Source organism: Bosea sp. ANAM02 (genome assembly GCF_011764485.1).
GTDB lineage: Bacteria > Pseudomonadota > Alphaproteobacteria > Rhizobiales > Beijerinckiaceae > Allobosea.
In genome coordinates this window covers 227,968-242,483 of the sequence record NZ_AP022849.1, presented here as the reverse complement: position 1 = coordinate 242,483, position 14,516 = coordinate 227,968, and the positions used below count along the sequence as shown (strand labels likewise).

The following is a 14,516-nucleotide window of genomic DNA, read 5'->3' as shown; positions in this document are numbered from 1 at the left end:
GCCCACCATGAAGCGTATCCTCTTCGCTGCGCTCGCTCTGACCGCGTCCCTCTCTTGTGCCGCCGCCGAAGATCTCGCCGTGGTTGATGGGGTGGTGATAGAACGCAAGCATGTCGATGAGTTCGTATCTCGCCAGCTGGAAGCACTGTCGCGCGAGCGCGGCAGCAGCGTGTCGATCCCCGATCGCCTGAAGCAGGACGTGGCAACGGCCTCGCTGGGAGATCTCGTGTCGAGCGTGGCGTTCGCTCGTGCCGCGCGCCGGGCTGGCTATGCTGACGATCCGAGGCTCAAGCAGAGCCTGGAGGAGGCAAGGAAGGGAAAGCTCGGCGAGATCGACGAGGACTTGTTGCTCGCCTTCCTCTGGAACGAGAAGCTCGGTCAGGACGCCATCCTGCGATCGACCGAGGCCGATCTCAGGGAGTTCTGGGGGCGTTTGACCGAAGGCGCCGACTACAAGGTCAAGGTTCTGTCGTTCGCGACCGAAGACGAGGCAAAGGCGGCCAAAGCCGAGGCAAAGGACGCCTTTGGGTTTGCCGTCATCGAGAACAGACCGGAGGGCGAGGGCGCGCCCTTCGCGCTCGAAGCGCGGGTCGATTCCGGCTTCCTCTGGAAGTGGCGACAGGGCATCGATCTCGGATCACCAAGAATGGGCGATATCGGCGGTCCGGTCCGGGCAAAGAGCGGGACTTGGTCGATCTGGATCGTCGAAGGCGTCATCAATCGGCCGCGGCGAAAATTCGAAAGCCTCGCAGAGCCTGCGATTGAGGTTCTCAAGGCTGAGTACGCAGCCTGGAAGCAGGAGAGTGTGCTGACCGAGGTGCTTCGCACCGCCAAGATCGAGTGGAAGGTCGACCGCCCCTCGCTGTTCGCCGGCGCGATCCGCTAGGTAGCGCGGTTACGGCGCGGGCCCCGCCGGACCGGCGCCGTCGATCGCTGAAAGATGCGGCGCCACGAAGTCCTCTGCGTCCCCTCGTAGGTAGGCCAGGAAATCTTCAGGCACCGCGCGCTCGGGAATGCGTGGATATTCGTCCGCGGTGAAGATGCGCCCAGTGACATCCGCCGTGAAAAAATGTCCCCAGTCTCGCTGGAGTGCTGCGGCAACGTCGTCGAAGCGTGTCTCAACGACCCATTTGTACGGCTCGCCAGGGACTGATGAGCGCCCGGCGATCGAACCGACGGCCGGGTTCGCTCCAAGCCAACCACTGGGATCGTCGCGCCAGGAGGTGTTGGTGAGATCCGCCTCATAGACGCGGCCCCCGTCGGTCTCCCGAACGATCATCTTATCGCCCCAGCGCGCGACAAACTCGGCCTCGAGGCCCGGGTGATCGAAGGCAACGCGCATTCCGCGCCGGCCGATATCCTCCGCTGGCAGCCACCGAAAGCCGGCGTGCTGCGTTCCCCACTTCGAGAACGACTCCAGCGCCGTCAGGGGCGGAAGCACGCCACGGTTCACAGCGAGGCATCCGATATCCCATGAGCTGGGTTCGGTGAATCCGAAGGTCTCCCCAAACGCAGCGAGGAAGCGATCCTGGTCGGGCTTACGCTCAATGTAGACAGCCAGGTCGAGCGAATGTCCATGATTGGCCCAATGCTCGCTCCAGAGCCAGGGTCCGGTCATATTCTCGGACAGCCACTTGTGAACTTCATCCGGAAGGTCGGCGCGGGAGCGCAGATCGATCGAGCGTCCGTAGGTCGAGAATTGGGGCGTGAAGCCCGTCACCGGGCTGTTGAATGCCTCGCTCAGAGCGATAAGCTCTTCGGAGCGTATCTCCCGCTCTCCGTAGACCGGCTCAGGTAGCCGGTTCTCGGACCACTCGGTCTGGTTCCCGTGACTGAAATCGATGACGCGAGGCATGGCGGGCTCCAGAGCGGGGGCTTGTCCGAGCGAAGGCTATGGTCCCCGCCTGAAACCCTCAAGCGCCGTCAGAGGAACGAGTCAGCCCAGCGGGCCTGGGCACCGCGGGAATCCATATGGACGAAGTTCATGTCCTCGTAATAGCCGACGCCGCCGAGCTTGAGAGCCCAGGTGGCGCGAGCGACATTGCGCATGCTCACGCCGGGAAGGGTGAAATCGACGGCCTTGGCTCGTAGATGCAAGCTGTTCACCGCCGGACCATAGCCTGCCTCGCGCAGCGCCTCCTGGGTCTTCTGAGTGCGGAAACCGGAGTTGATGGTGATCCGGCCGTTCTCCGAGAAGTAGCGCTGCAGGACGTACAGGGCGGCATAGAGCCGCCGATCGCATTCGACAGCGGTCTGCTGGCGCCAGTCGCGCATCAGCCAATGGCACCATTGCAGGGCAACCGGATTCCACTGGTCGCCGATGAACAGCTCCAGATCGTAGGCCTCGCGCGTGTTCGGGTTGAGCAGGCGAAGAGGAATCGACTTCTGAGCCGCCTCAACAGCCGGCTGGGCAAGGCACTTGGGCAGCCCCGCGAAAATCGCGGATGCGCCGAGGCCTAGTCCCATCAGGAATTGTCGCCGGGAGGTCGAAACGGACATGCAAAAGGAACCCAGAATCGATTCAACACAAAGGACCGATAGCGCAATCCTTCCAGATTCCCGAAAGTCGGTCTACCATTTCGTCGCCGACCGAAGGACGGCGTGGGGGATTGTGGCTTTCACCGCCTCCTCTGAAGTTCATCCCAGGGCGTAATCCATGATCGATATCGCGTTCAACCAGGCAGGGATCACGATCGTCCATGACGATCCGGCCCTCGATTCGGCTACGGGCTTCTTTGTGAAGCGCACCGGCGGACAGTGCCTGTTTGCGCTCGCGCGCGGAGCCATCAGGGAGATCGAAGAGATCATCCCGGAGGATCTACGGGCGGAGGTCATCGATCAGTCGGAAGCCATGATCGTTCGTATGGACGGTCTGCGCCCTGTGAAGACGGGCACGATCGTCGTGCACCTGATGAACTGAGGGCGCGTCATGAGCGACAGCGATATCATCGGCACGATTGCGCAGGTTCGATCCAATCGGAGCTTCTTCGTCGCGGAGCGCGACAGGGCCTACGAGGACTGGACCGCAAGCCTCCATCGCGAACTCATCCAGAACGCCGTCGATGGCGGTGCCAGGAACATCGACATCTCGATTACGAGCGAATTCGGACGCGGCGTTCTGGGGCGCGAAGCGGAGTGCCCGATCGTAACGAGGGTGGCCTACCAGGACGACGGCGTCGGCATGACGCCGGAAGTCCTGGAAGACGTCTATTTCTCGCTGCATGGATCCACGAAGAGCTCGGGAGAGTCGGTCGGTGGCTTCGGCCGCGCTCGCCTGATGACGACGTTCTCCCAGCCCCGCTACTCGATCCGGACTGGTGATCGCTGGGCGCAAGGTGTGGGGTCGGAATACGTGCTGCGGTCCCGTGACCAGGCTCTCCGGGAGATCGACCACTGGGTTGGGCTTGCTCGCGAACGGAATGCGGCCGCGGTGTCTGCCGGGGACACGGATGCAGTGCGCCTGCATCAGCGCGAGATCTATCAGCTGGAGCAGGAGTACGAGACGCTCGCCAAGGGGCCTCGCAAGGCCAAGGGGTGCCGCGTCGAGCTCGACCTCAATCCGGAGGATGCGAAGTCGCCAGAGCGCCGCCCGACGGTCGAGCGCTTGAAGGAAACGCTGGTCGCCTATCTCAACCGAAGCGCGATCAAGGCGAAGGTCACCCTGAACGGCGAATTGATCGAGACGAAGAAGGTCGCGGTGAAGCCTGCTGCCAAGATCCTGGCGCGGGTCGACAATGATCGCATTCCCGAGACCTGGCGCGAGAACACCAAGATCGAGATCCTGCCGGCCGGCGACGGTGCATCCGACATTGCGTTCGGCGAGATGAAGCTGGTCGACCCCAAGTCGGACCATGGGTTGCCGGCAGGAAAAATCCTCGTGCGCTCATCCGGCGCTCTCATGTTCGAAACGAGCTCAGGCAACACCGAGCACACGCTCATCCTGGAACTCAGTCCCTCACTGGCTCGCGAGGTCATGACCTCCAACCGGGATGCACTGCGGGACGAGTATAAGACCGCGCTGGAGGAATTCTCCCAGCGCATGGCTACCGACACCGATGCGGCCCTGCGCGGCAAGCCGAAGACCGAATTCACCGTCCTTCAGGGCGGCAAGGGCCTGCTCAGCTCTCGTCCTGAAAAGGTAGAGGTCGATTTCGCCGCGCCGACGGCCGTCACCGGTTTCAGGACCAGCCGCAGCAAGCGCCTCGCCGAGCGGGTCGAAGCGAGCCAGCATATCTGGTACAGCGATTGGCAGTATGACAGCTTCACCAAGGACGGGCTCGAAAACGTGCCCGCGGCGGAGTTCAACAAGCTCTTCGAGGGCCTCAAAGGCCGTGGAACGGTCGACGGCACAATCCTTGAACGCTTCCCCGGCCGGCAGCAGAGCGAGGCGTTTCTCACTGCGCTCGATCGCTATGGACCGCGGAAGGCAATGGAGGTCGCTTCCGGCTCCCTGCTCGGACACCTCGTCAACTCGATCAAGCTCCACCAGGCGCTGGCGGACGAGGCGGAATCTGCGGCCAACAGGGATAAGCTTTCGGATCTGCACGATGTCCCGATTTATAAGGAGAACCTGCAGCCTGACGAGAGGCTCGACCCCGTCGCTGCAAAGAAGCTGACGCGCGCGTTCCATGCTCAGGGCAGGCGCCACGATCCTCGCAATTGGAATCTGCCGCAGGGCGAGGGGCTCCAGGCGAGAAAGCTTCTTGCGGTGTGGCAGGTCGCGGTCCAGCAGTGCCTTGCCATCTGCTCCGAAAGGCTGCCGAAGACGCCATCATTCCCGTATTCGGTGGGCTGGGTCCTCGCTATGCCGCGGCACCAGTGGCTGTCCCTCTCTGGCGACTACGGTTACAGCATTCCTGAGGCAGTCTTCCATCGCCCGGACGCCCGAGAAGAGCTGCGCTATTTCCTGCTCAACCCGCTCGATCAGGAGTGCCAGCTCCGGTACAGCGCCAGCAACGCTGACGACCGGCATTCGATCATCGCGCTCGCGGCCCACGAATGTGCCCATGTGTACGCTCCTCAGGACCACAACTCCGCTTTCGCATCGGCGCTTACCGAGATCCAAATGGGCCTCACGCCGAAAAGGCTGCGCGAGATCAACCGTGAGATCGATGCCTCGATTCAGCTGATCGACCGTCTCTACGGCCGAGGCCGCACCAGGATCGTGGCGCTCGACAAGGGAAACGGTTCTCGCCCAGCCGAGCGTCTGCTCGACTCGCTCAGTGATGACGCTCGAAGCGAGGCGGTCGAGCTACGTGCCGACGGCGTGCGCGAGGTGAACGGCGAGCGCATCGACGAGCTGGAAAGAACCTTCGGCGCTTGGTTGGACCAAGAGGGGGTGCGGCCTGCAATGGGCTGATGCGCTTCAAAAGGCCGTTCGCGGCTGGTAGCAGATCGGCCCGCGCGCTCAATCCAGCAAGCGTGCAGCCTTGTTACGAAGGCCGCGACCCGCCTGATGGTAGCGAGCAGCCACACGAACATCGCGATGGGTCGACAGCTCCATCGCCTCCATCAAGCTGATGCCCTGCAGGCCAGTCTCGGTCATGAAGCCTGACCGCAGGGAGTGCGCGCCGAATGCCGACGGATCGAAGCCAGCCGCCTTCGCGCGCGCCTTCACGATCCGGTTGATCTGGCGATCGCTGATCGCGCGATCGAGGATCACACCATTCTGACCAACGCCGCGGAAGATTGGCCCCTTGCTGATACCGGATGCATCGAGCCAGGCTCGAAGAGCAATCGCGGCGCGGCCAGCAACGGGGACGGAACCAGCATCGCCGTCCTGATGAGTTTTGGTGACGCCGAGCAGGTAGACGTATTCCTCTCCGTGACCGGTAAGGCGCTCGCACACCGCCGAGGCGACTTCTGAGCGCCGGCGTCCCCCGCTTCCAAAAGCGAACAGCAGGATTGCGCGATCCCGCAAGCCGCGGATATCTCCCTGGCACGTGGCCAGCAGGGGCTCCAATTGCTCCAGCACCAGCGCCGTCTTCCGATTGGTCGCGTAGCCAGTCCGCTTGAGAGCGACGCGCCCGGCCTTGCTCATCAGCATTCGAAACCGTGGATCCTCGAAAGGGTTCGCATAGCCGCGCGCGCGATGGACTGCGGACATCGCAGCAATCTTCCGGCGGAGAGACGACAGCGCGGGTAGGCCCGAGCCCTTCTTCACCCCGAGCGCGACCAGGCCGGCATCGATATGTGACGGCATCTCGTCGACATGGTGCACGATGAACATCATGGCGTGCTCGACCGAGCACGGGAGCACGGAGATCGCGTTGAGATCTGCCCACCCCAGCCAGTAGCGGAGGTCGGACGCGTAGGCGCGCCGAGTGCTGGCAGCACTTCCTTCTTCGAGAATGCGCCGAACGGCATCGCCCAGGTCCGCGGGAAGCCCGGCGGCCGGGACGGGGGCCAGTGCGCTCCCAGGGATATCCAAAGCAGCAATTCTCCAAGGATTAACCGAAAGGATCGGGGAAATCCTTGCACGGAGCAAGAAGGATCTTGCCTGAAGCGCCCTGGAGAGGCCTCGGCGGGCACGAGAACTCCTTATCAAGGCATATGCGAACGATCCGGCGCCAAATTGGTTCAAATTTGACGATTGCAAGCTAACTCGCCTTAGCTTGCTCTTGCTATCAACGAAAACAGCGGTCTCGGAGGCCGAAAATGGACCTTGCAGAGGCCATTGTGAGGGGCTACGGATTGGAGACCGAGAAGAGGGGATTATCGGACATAGCAAGGATATCAGCTCGCTCAATCCATGGCGGATTCACCGAGTTTTGAGGATTGTTTTGTTACGAGGAAGAGCAAGTTAATGAGGATTAACTTGCGTTGAGGATTGCCGGCAGGAATTTCCGCACCATTTCTAGGTGTGAGCCGGTTCGAGGAGCCTAAAATGCCGCGTGAGAATAACGCCGAGGGGCCAGCAGGCCGGGACCCAAGCTTCTGGACGGGGAGCCAATCAGAGCAGGATCGATTGCCTGCTGTCACAGTCGACCACGAACTGAACCGCGCTGAAGCCGCCGTCGGCGACGGTCACGACATCGCCGCTCACGCCTCAGAGGTGGCCAAGCAGTATCGGGAGGCCGCAGAGCGATTGCTCGCGGGGACCTCGCACTCTCTCCGCTTCTATTACGATCCGCAGGTCGGGGCCGAGGAAGGCCGCTCGCCACGGCAGCTGACGATCTCCGGCTTCGAGCCCGAATTGGCGCAGGCGCTTGCCGATCAGATCGGCTGGGAACTCAGTCCCATGGACCTGATCGTCGGCCTGGGCCCATCCATGGTGGCATGGGATGGCTCGCCTGCGGAGTTCGACGAGGTCGTCGCCTCAGACCTTGCCTACTATGTCGCGAGCCTGTTCCCGATCCAATGCACCGGCAACCTCGCGGATATGATGCCGTGGTTGATGCAGCTCGCTGCGTCGATCGCAATTCACCGAACGGGCGACCACGAATTTGTCGAGCGCTGTGCTGCCCGCAGCTTCGCTGGCCTGGCCTCGATCCATGCTGGCAGCTGGAACGCGACCGGGCAGACCGCGACGCAGTACCCGGCATGGTTCCCGCTTGCCGACCTCGTCTCGAAGGAAACTCAGACGAGAGCGAAACTGGCGCCTGAAACGCTAGATCTCGTCGAGTTGGCGAACCTCGTCCGTGACGCGATCGCTCACACACTGGTCAACATCGGAATTCCGGTGGAGACTCGTTCCCAGGAAGCGACGGACTCGATTCCGCCGACGCTGAACTAGGAGCAATCCTTGACCGAGGCCCATGCATTGGCCGCGGCCTTCGCGGCCATGGCCCGGCTTGACGAATACACTAGGCACTTCCGCAATCCTGAGATCGCGCGAGCGTGGTTTGCGCGGTCAGAAACCCTTGCGGTAATGCAGGCCTCCGAAGGCGAGCTCCTGCAGGAAGCCACGCTGTGTCATCTACTGATCGATGACCTCTACGAGCTCTCGACGCTGAAGCAGCGGCTGGCTCCATGCATTCACAGCGCTATTCTCCGCTCGATCGCCGGCCCTGCCAGCGACGAAGATCCTCTGGATTGGATCGCTGCTATCTGGGGAGAGTCCGAGAGGTCGAACCGACACCGCGACGTCGGCGCCGCGCAGTGGCGGCATGAAGCATCCATCAACGAGATCCTCGCGCCGATCCGAAGCGCCTTGACCACTCCAACGCCAGAAGTGGTCGCCGAATGTGTTCGGCAGATCTGGGTTGGTCGCGCATTCGACGGCCGGGGCAAACGAATGGCCCTGCTCCTCGCGCCATTCTTGATCCAGCGAGCTTTCAAGGCGCCGTTGGTCCAATGCGGCCTTGCCCGCGCGTTGGCACGCGACGCAGATCGAACCAACGAGGCAGTCGTGGACGCGGAGTCCTGGCTCCTTCACTTCTACGCCGCGGTTGAGGAAAGCGCATCGCGTTCATATGAAGCGCTCAACACGCTCGCTCGGGTCAAGGCCGACCTGGCAGCGCTTCTCCCGCGTGAACGCGAAACGTCGCGCAGCGGCCCAACAATCGAGCTCTTCCTGCAGCGGCCAATTCAGACAGCCCAGGATATCGCCGGCGCGATTGGGTCAAGCGATTTTGGCGCGCGCCTCATCATCGACAAGCTGATCAAGGCTGGCGTCATCACTCCGCTCGATGGGTCTCGACAGAACCGTAGCTACATCTGCCGAAAGGCTATGGCCGCCTAACCGCTCAACCGGCGGGCCTCCTCTTGGGCCCGACGCATAGCCGCTGCGATTGCCGTTTCTGGCGATTCCATCATTGCCATGGGTCTCGACAATCGGGGTTCGAACTCTCCCTGGTTCGCCTGTCGAACGCCCCGTATCTCGCATTCCGGAAATGCGAGCGCGGCCCGCTTGCGGACATCCTCGATATCGGAACCTCGTACTCGGGCGGTTCCGGCAAATTTGCCGCCACGAGCCAGACGAACGACCCAGTCTGATTGCCCGACCATTCGGTACGCCTCCATAGCTTGAGGCTAAAGACCTTCCAAGGGGTGCGCAACCAATCCGAAGGACGAAAGCCAAACCTTGGTGAGAGGTGAAGTTGTCGCTCGATCTACCATCGCGGACAATGGGATGACGAAACCGCTCATCGAATCGAAATGACCGACATCAACATCGAAAGCCCCGCCTCGAAGGCACTGCGCCCTGCGATGCTCGCGGTCCCACTCGAAAGGCTAGCGCTTCCAACCCGACCGTCGAATCGGCTTGAGGACGCCGGGATCTCGGTGGTGGGCGAGATCCCTTGGGGCCCGAACGGAATCCTTCCCTTCGAAAAGATTGAGCAAGATGTCCTCGATGAAATTCAATCAGCGGTCATTGCCTTCGAGCGCCGAAACCTCCCGTTTCTGCTTGGATTCGACCCGTTCGAGGTGAAGTGGTCCGATCAACTAGGTCCCGTTCCAACGCTGTTGGGGTTGGTTGAATCCACTTTTGCGATCATGGACGAACGCGAACAGAGATGGGTACGGGATCGGATGAGCCCCGACGGCTCTGATTCGATTGCGGCCATCGCAGCGCGCGCCGGCGTGAGCGTCGAGCGGGTCAGGCAGATTCTGAGGGGTGCTGGCGCGAGGACGCGTTCAGCATGCCTGTGGCCGGCCCTGTTCTCCGAGCACCTAAACCACGCCGCGGCCGAAGGATTGGTCTCGGCGAACGATCTCCTTCAGCGCGAATGGGCAGCAGGTTTGACGCCCTATTCGCTGGACGGGATCATCGACGTCTTTGCTGAAGCGCCCATCTGCCTACGCCGCCAGGGCGGCGTTCATTATCTCAGGACTGCTGGTTCGGCGGATCCGCGAATTCCCAAAAACCTGCGCCGTCGGTTCATCAGCTGCGACCCGCAGCTATCGAAGGATGAGGCGTTCGCTCATGTCCTCGGCTACGAGCGACATCCATCTGCGCGCGCGCTTGCTCAAGATCTGGTTTCGGATTGGGACGACACGGACAGGATGTCCCTGAAGAAACTCAAAATGGGATCGGCGCGCGACTGGCTCGACGCTGTGACGACGAGAGCGAAAGGACCCATCGACCGCGCCGAGGTATACAATCGCTTCCGAGCCACTGGTGTCGGCGATGTGCACGACTTGAGAAAATTCTTCGGCACGACAACCGTGGTCATGCCTGGTCAGATGGTCTTAGGTCGGCGCCTCCTGCCGAATTCAGAGGACACCTCGGTGGCTGACGCCTGTCACGCTGCTCTCATTCCGAGGCCAGTGACGTCGGCAAAATGGTTGGCGACCCACCTGGAATCTCAGGGATTCCCGAAAATGGAACCCGCCGTCCTCAGCCATATCTTGGATGGTGACAGCCGTTTCCGGAGGTGTGGCCGAATGGATTGGGCCCTCAAGGGGGATGCGGTCTCGCGCTTGTCGCTCCAGACAATGATTATCGAACGCTACCTTGAGGATATAGGGCGACCAGCTACGGCAGCTGAGATCACGATTCATCTAAAGGCCACGCTTCCGGATCTGGAACGAGGACAAATCTTGGTCCGGGGTCGGGTCATCAAGACAGACGGCAAAAAATGGGGACTCCTTGGCCGGGATACTGCGGTGAAAGCGTTTAGAGCCCCTGATCCGACCTGGAGACCACTGTCCGTCAAGGCGGGCGCGCACGTCTTCCAGCTCCTCTCAGAGCGTGGTGCGGCGGGAGTAACGGCGAGAGAAGTTCAGAAGCTGTTGAATGATCTTGGCGCTCCAACCACCCGTTCAGGCGCGAAGAAGCTGATGGACAGGATCGCAGTGCGGTCACAAAGCATGCCGAACATCCGATGGATTGCGCGTGAAGGGGGTTAGGTCGCCGGTGTCTGCTTGAGGGTTGAAAAATGTGGCTTAGCCTCGTCCCTCAGGAGTTTCCCGCCAGATACTTCTCGCCCACCTGGTGGATAGCTCCCATTGCGATCGCCTTTGAAATGGCAGCGTCCCCCATATGGGGGAATTCGATATCGAGCGCGTCGCGAGTCCGCGGAATCCAGCAAAAGTCGCGAACTGCGCCGACGAGGATCGGCCGGCGAAGGGCTCTGTCGACCTGGATGAGGAGCCCGAGGCCTGTCAGCCGGCCAACCGCGAATGGCAGAAGCTGAGCGCGATCGCCGAACTGGGCGCTCAGTTCGGCTTGAAGAACCGCGCCGGCGGCCGTGCTTTCATAGACTGCGTCGGCAAGCGAGAGCACCTCGGGCGAGGCGAGCTTCTGTTTGACCTGTGGCCCTGCGCTGAACTTCTCGTCCCGTCCGCCAGGGGTCCCGGTCGCGAGGATCGTGCGGCCGATCGCACTGTCGAGGACTTTGCGCACTTCACGGGGAGGCATCCGCACCTCGACTGAGAGCGCGATCAAGTCCCGCGGGAACCAAAGCGCGGCCTCGATCCTCTTCAGCGCCTTCCCAGGAGGTGCTGAGTTATCGTCATCTATGGCGCGATCCGCCATAAGGGCATCAACCGTGGTCAGTGCCTCGGGGTCATCGCTCGGGACGCTTGGCCCAAGCAAATAACGATGGGGCATCCCCTGGCTCGCAAGGCTGAGCTCCCCGTTGGCGGCGAGCGCCTCGAGGGAGGACATCACTTCGGAGCGGCGCTTCCCTGACCTTATAACGAGCTCTTCGATCGTGAGAGGCTCCTTCAGGAGAACGGGAAGAGCGACATCTGTCGGAAGCCGTGGCTTCAGCGCAGGGCCCGACGATCCATCGACGACTTCTGTGCGCGACGCGTCGGACCTAGCCGCCTTGGATACAGATCGTCGCTCTTGGGGCGACGAAGTGATGGTGGCCTGCGACGGCCGGGAGTCTCCCGGCTGAAGCAAGTTCGTTAGCTCCCGCAAAAACGGCGATATTGGCGCGTTTGATCGGCGCTCAATCACACGATCTCTGTCTGCTGGCGATAATGGGGCCGGCCACCCCGACCGGACTTGAGGGACCGGGTTGTCGACCACACGAGGCGTGGGCGCCTTCGGCTCGTCGGATGTCTTCGAAGGTGGCCGGAAGTCGCCTGGACGGATAATCGTCTCCGACCCCACCTCGCTCGCCCAAAGGGGCCTGAAATCGTCCGCAAAGCAGGTCGCCAGAGCAGGAACCGACTGGTACGCGAGAATACGGGCGGCGCTTACGACCTTGTCATCGCTGCAGCGCCGAACGCGGGCGATATCGCTGACCCTGAACCCGACGTCGCCAATCAGGCTTCCACGAAGGTCTGCCGCAATAAGGAACGGAATGTGTCGGCTCTTGCTGAGGCTGACCACGTCAGTCGGTCGCGGTGGGGAGCTCGCGCCCAGCAGGATGCGCTCGCCCCTGACCGCGAAACACAGAAACTCGTGCGCAGTCTCGATCGATGCACCAAGCTTCTCGGGCAGATCACGGATGGCCACTGTTTCGTCCCTGAGAGTCCTGATGAACTCCAGGAAGGCGAATGTGACCTCTCCAGACCGCTCGGAGGGAGCAGAGACGAAGACGGTCGGCTCAAGGCCCGACACACCTATCCGGGCGTCCCGACTAGGCGTTGTCGGCCGCCCGAGCAGGTCGATGCACTGGAAGGAACCGCTCGCGATCCCCCGCTGCATTCGCTCAACGACCTCAGCACCTGACAGGCCATAGTAGCGACCAACATCAGCCAGAGAATGCCACTCATCGAGCGACAATGGCTTCCTGCTCGATGAGGCGCTCGCCGAACCAGGCATGGAACCGGCGCTCGCCCGCGGCTCAGACATGCGTTCGGGCGAAGGGATAGAAGGGCGCCCGAGAACCGGCTCGGGATCCGCGCTTTCGCCTCTAAGGATCGCCTGCGTTTGGACAGACTGGTACTCGGGCGGAGCCATGTTCACATCGATGTCGTGTCCGAGGGCCGCGCCGGCTTTCAAGGCAGCGGTGAAGGTTTGCGGCTCGGAGGTGATGTACAGGAACGGGCTTCCACCGCTCGGGAAGGCCCGGCCATTATAGGTCACGATTGCAACCACGCCTCTGGACTTAAGGCGATTGAGTATTGTCCTGAATTTGGTTCTGTCGGCTACGCTTGTCAGACCGTTACGACGGCAAATCTCGGCGAACGACTCGGGCTTTCTACGAATTTCATCAAGCAAGAGGTGCTCAGAAATCATAGATTTTCCCGGCGCATGCTCACCACAAGAAGCGCGGGAAACCGCCCGCGATTCCTACCTATGACAGGTAGAAATCGGAGTCGAGGAAGCTGGCGGTGAAGCGGAGCTTATATCCACATACATACAGACTAGAGCAAAGAGCACATTGTGCGCTTTTACTGCCCAATATCGAGCAAAACCGAGCACTCAGCGCGCGCTGGCCGTGACCGAAGAGGTCCCCGTGCTGAGGTATGCCACGTAGTTCGCGACCACCTTCTTCACGTAGCCGCGGGTTTCTCTGAACGGGATCAGCTCAATCCAGTCGACGATGTCGACGGTGTTCGTCCGGGGGTCTCCGAACCGCGTGATCCAGTCGTCAGAAGCGCCAGAGCCGGCATTGTAAGCCGCTGCGGCGAGAGTGACGTTGCCCGCATATTTCGCCAGGAGATCCGCGAAGTGGTGGGAGCCGACGGCGACGTTGTAGTTTCGGTTGCTCGCGACCATCCTCGGATCGAGCGGAACGCCGGTCTTCCGGGAGATCGCTTTGACGGTGCCAGGCATCAGCTGCATGTCACCGAGAGCGCCGGCCGAGCTGACCGCCGTCGTTCGGAAGTTGCTCTCCGTCTTGATGATGGCCAGCACCAGTTCGGTGTTCATCCGGGGGTCGTGCCAGAAAAGCTGCGGCCGTGGATAGGCGGGGGCGGCTGGCGCGATCGCGGCTCGGGTGTCGGACAGTCCAGCCTGCGAAGCTGCGAGCAAACCGTAGAAGGTGTTCCGATACATGGCCGCCGTCGTATACAGCGTCTTCGCTTCGTCGGCCTGGCCCATGACCTGAAGCGTGCGGCCAAGCCAGTAGCCGGCCATAGCACGATGCCCAGCGGGATCCTCGCTGGGGCGCAACCTGGCCGTCATGACCGCCATGTTCTTGAAGTGGGCGAGTGCGAGGTCCTGCCGCCCGAGCACGCGCAGCGCCAGGAAACCCGAGATGAAGCTACGATCGACCTCGTGGGCGACCGTCCCAACGCCCGCCTGGGCAACGAGCGCATAGGCTTCCTGAGACCGGCCCCGTTCGCGCAGCGTCATAGCTGCGTCCCGGACCTTCAGCCAGTTGGCGAGGGCGGGGGAGACGTCGGCGGCCGCAATCGTGAGAACCGCGACGCAGGCCAAAATCCAACGGGAGGCGAATCGATTCATCAACACCAATCCAAGTCGTCAGAAAGACCTTCGGTTCAATCCATCATGCGATCAAGGATTGATGGGATCAGAAGCGCTTGATCTTCGGGACGTAGGGCTCTGGAGCAGCGGGGGCTGGCGCAGCCGTGGGAGCTGGTTCCGCAACAGAGGCAGCTTTCGCTCGTGGTGCCTCGGGCCGGGAGCGGGCATTGGGGCCCGTGATGTCTATCATCTGGGGCGCGAGCGGTGCCGGGATCATCGAGGTCGTCAGGCCTGCAGGCAG

General features: G+C 62.0%; 11 protein-coding genes. 6 read left to right on the top strand and 5 right to left on the bottom strand.

Annotated features, from left to right (window positions below):
* Positions 1–7: 7 nt before the first annotated feature.
* Positions 8–886, top strand: a complete 879-nt coding sequence (locus tag OCUBac02_RS24875; RefSeq protein WP_173050264.1) for a hypothetical protein — start codon at positions 8–10, stop codon at positions 884–886.
* A gap of 9 nt (positions 887–895) precedes the next feature.
* Here OCUBac02_RS24875 and OCUBac02_RS24870 read toward each other — a convergent pair whose 3' ends face one another.
* Positions 896–1,855, bottom strand: a complete 960-nt coding sequence (locus OCUBac02_RS24870; protein ID WP_173050263.1) for a hypothetical protein — start codon at positions 1,853–1,855, stop codon at positions 896–898.
* A gap of 68 nt (positions 1,856–1,923) precedes the next feature.
* Positions 1,924–2,499 carry a YcbK family protein gene (locus tag OCUBac02_RS24865; RefSeq protein ID WP_173050261.1) on the bottom strand — a complete coding sequence of 192 codons (576 nt, stop codon included), beginning with the start codon at positions 2,497–2,499 and terminating at the stop codon, positions 1,924–1,926.
* 157 nt (positions 2,500–2,656) lie between these two features.
* On the opposite strand from OCUBac02_RS24865, the gene OCUBac02_RS24860 reads away from it, so the two are divergent.
* Together OCUBac02_RS24860 and OCUBac02_RS24855 are read left to right on the top strand one after the other, a co-directional pair.
* Positions 2,657–2,920: a hypothetical protein gene (locus OCUBac02_RS24860; RefSeq protein WP_173050259.1), complete on the top strand. Its 264-nt coding sequence runs from the start codon at positions 2,657–2,659 to the stop codon at positions 2,918–2,920.
* A gap of 9 nt (positions 2,921–2,929) precedes the next feature.
* The gene (locus OCUBac02_RS24855; RefSeq protein ID WP_173050257.1) at positions 2,930–5,359 is read left to right on the top strand and encodes an ATP-binding protein; all 2,430 of its coding nucleotides are present in this window, start codon (positions 2,930–2,932) and stop codon (positions 5,357–5,359) included.
* 48 nt (positions 5,360–5,407) lie between these two features.
* Here the strand turns inward: OCUBac02_RS24855 and OCUBac02_RS24850 are convergent, their stop codons facing one another.
* Positions 5,408–6,232, bottom strand: a complete 825-nt coding sequence (locus OCUBac02_RS24850) for a site-specific integrase (RefSeq protein WP_173050255.1) — start codon at positions 6,230–6,232, stop codon at positions 5,408–5,410.
* Between the two features lie 654 nt (positions 6,233–6,886).
* Between OCUBac02_RS24850 and OCUBac02_RS24845 the strand changes: the two genes are divergently transcribed.
* From OCUBac02_RS24845 to OCUBac02_RS24835, 3 genes are all read left to right on the top strand, one after another.
* Positions 6,887–7,735, top strand: coding sequence for a hypothetical protein (locus OCUBac02_RS24845; protein WP_173050253.1), 849 nt, complete (start codon positions 6,887–6,889; stop codon positions 7,733–7,735).
* Between the two features lie 9 nt (positions 7,736–7,744).
* Positions 7,745–8,683, top strand: a complete 939-nt coding sequence (locus tag OCUBac02_RS24840; protein WP_173050251.1) for a hypothetical protein — start codon at positions 7,745–7,747, stop codon at positions 8,681–8,683.
* Between the two features lie 416 nt (positions 8,684–9,099).
* On the top strand, positions 9,100–10,794 hold the full coding sequence (locus OCUBac02_RS24835) for a hypothetical protein (protein ID WP_173050249.1): 1,695 nt from the start codon (positions 9,100–9,102) through the stop codon (positions 10,792–10,794).
* A 49-nt stretch (positions 10,795–10,843) separates the two neighbouring features.
* On the opposite strand, the gene OCUBac02_RS24830 is transcribed toward OCUBac02_RS24835, so the two are convergent.
* Positions 10,844–13,081, bottom strand: a complete 2,238-nt coding sequence (locus tag OCUBac02_RS24830) for a hypothetical protein (RefSeq protein ID WP_173050247.1) — start codon at positions 13,079–13,081, stop codon at positions 10,844–10,846.
* A gap of 186 nt (positions 13,082–13,267) precedes the next feature.
* Positions 13,268–14,254 (bottom strand): lytic transglycosylase domain-containing protein, encoded by a 987-nt coding sequence (locus OCUBac02_RS24825; protein WP_173050245.1) that lies wholly within the window; start codon positions 14,252–14,254, stop codon positions 13,268–13,270.
* Between the last annotated feature and the right edge of the window lie 262 nt (positions 14,255–14,516).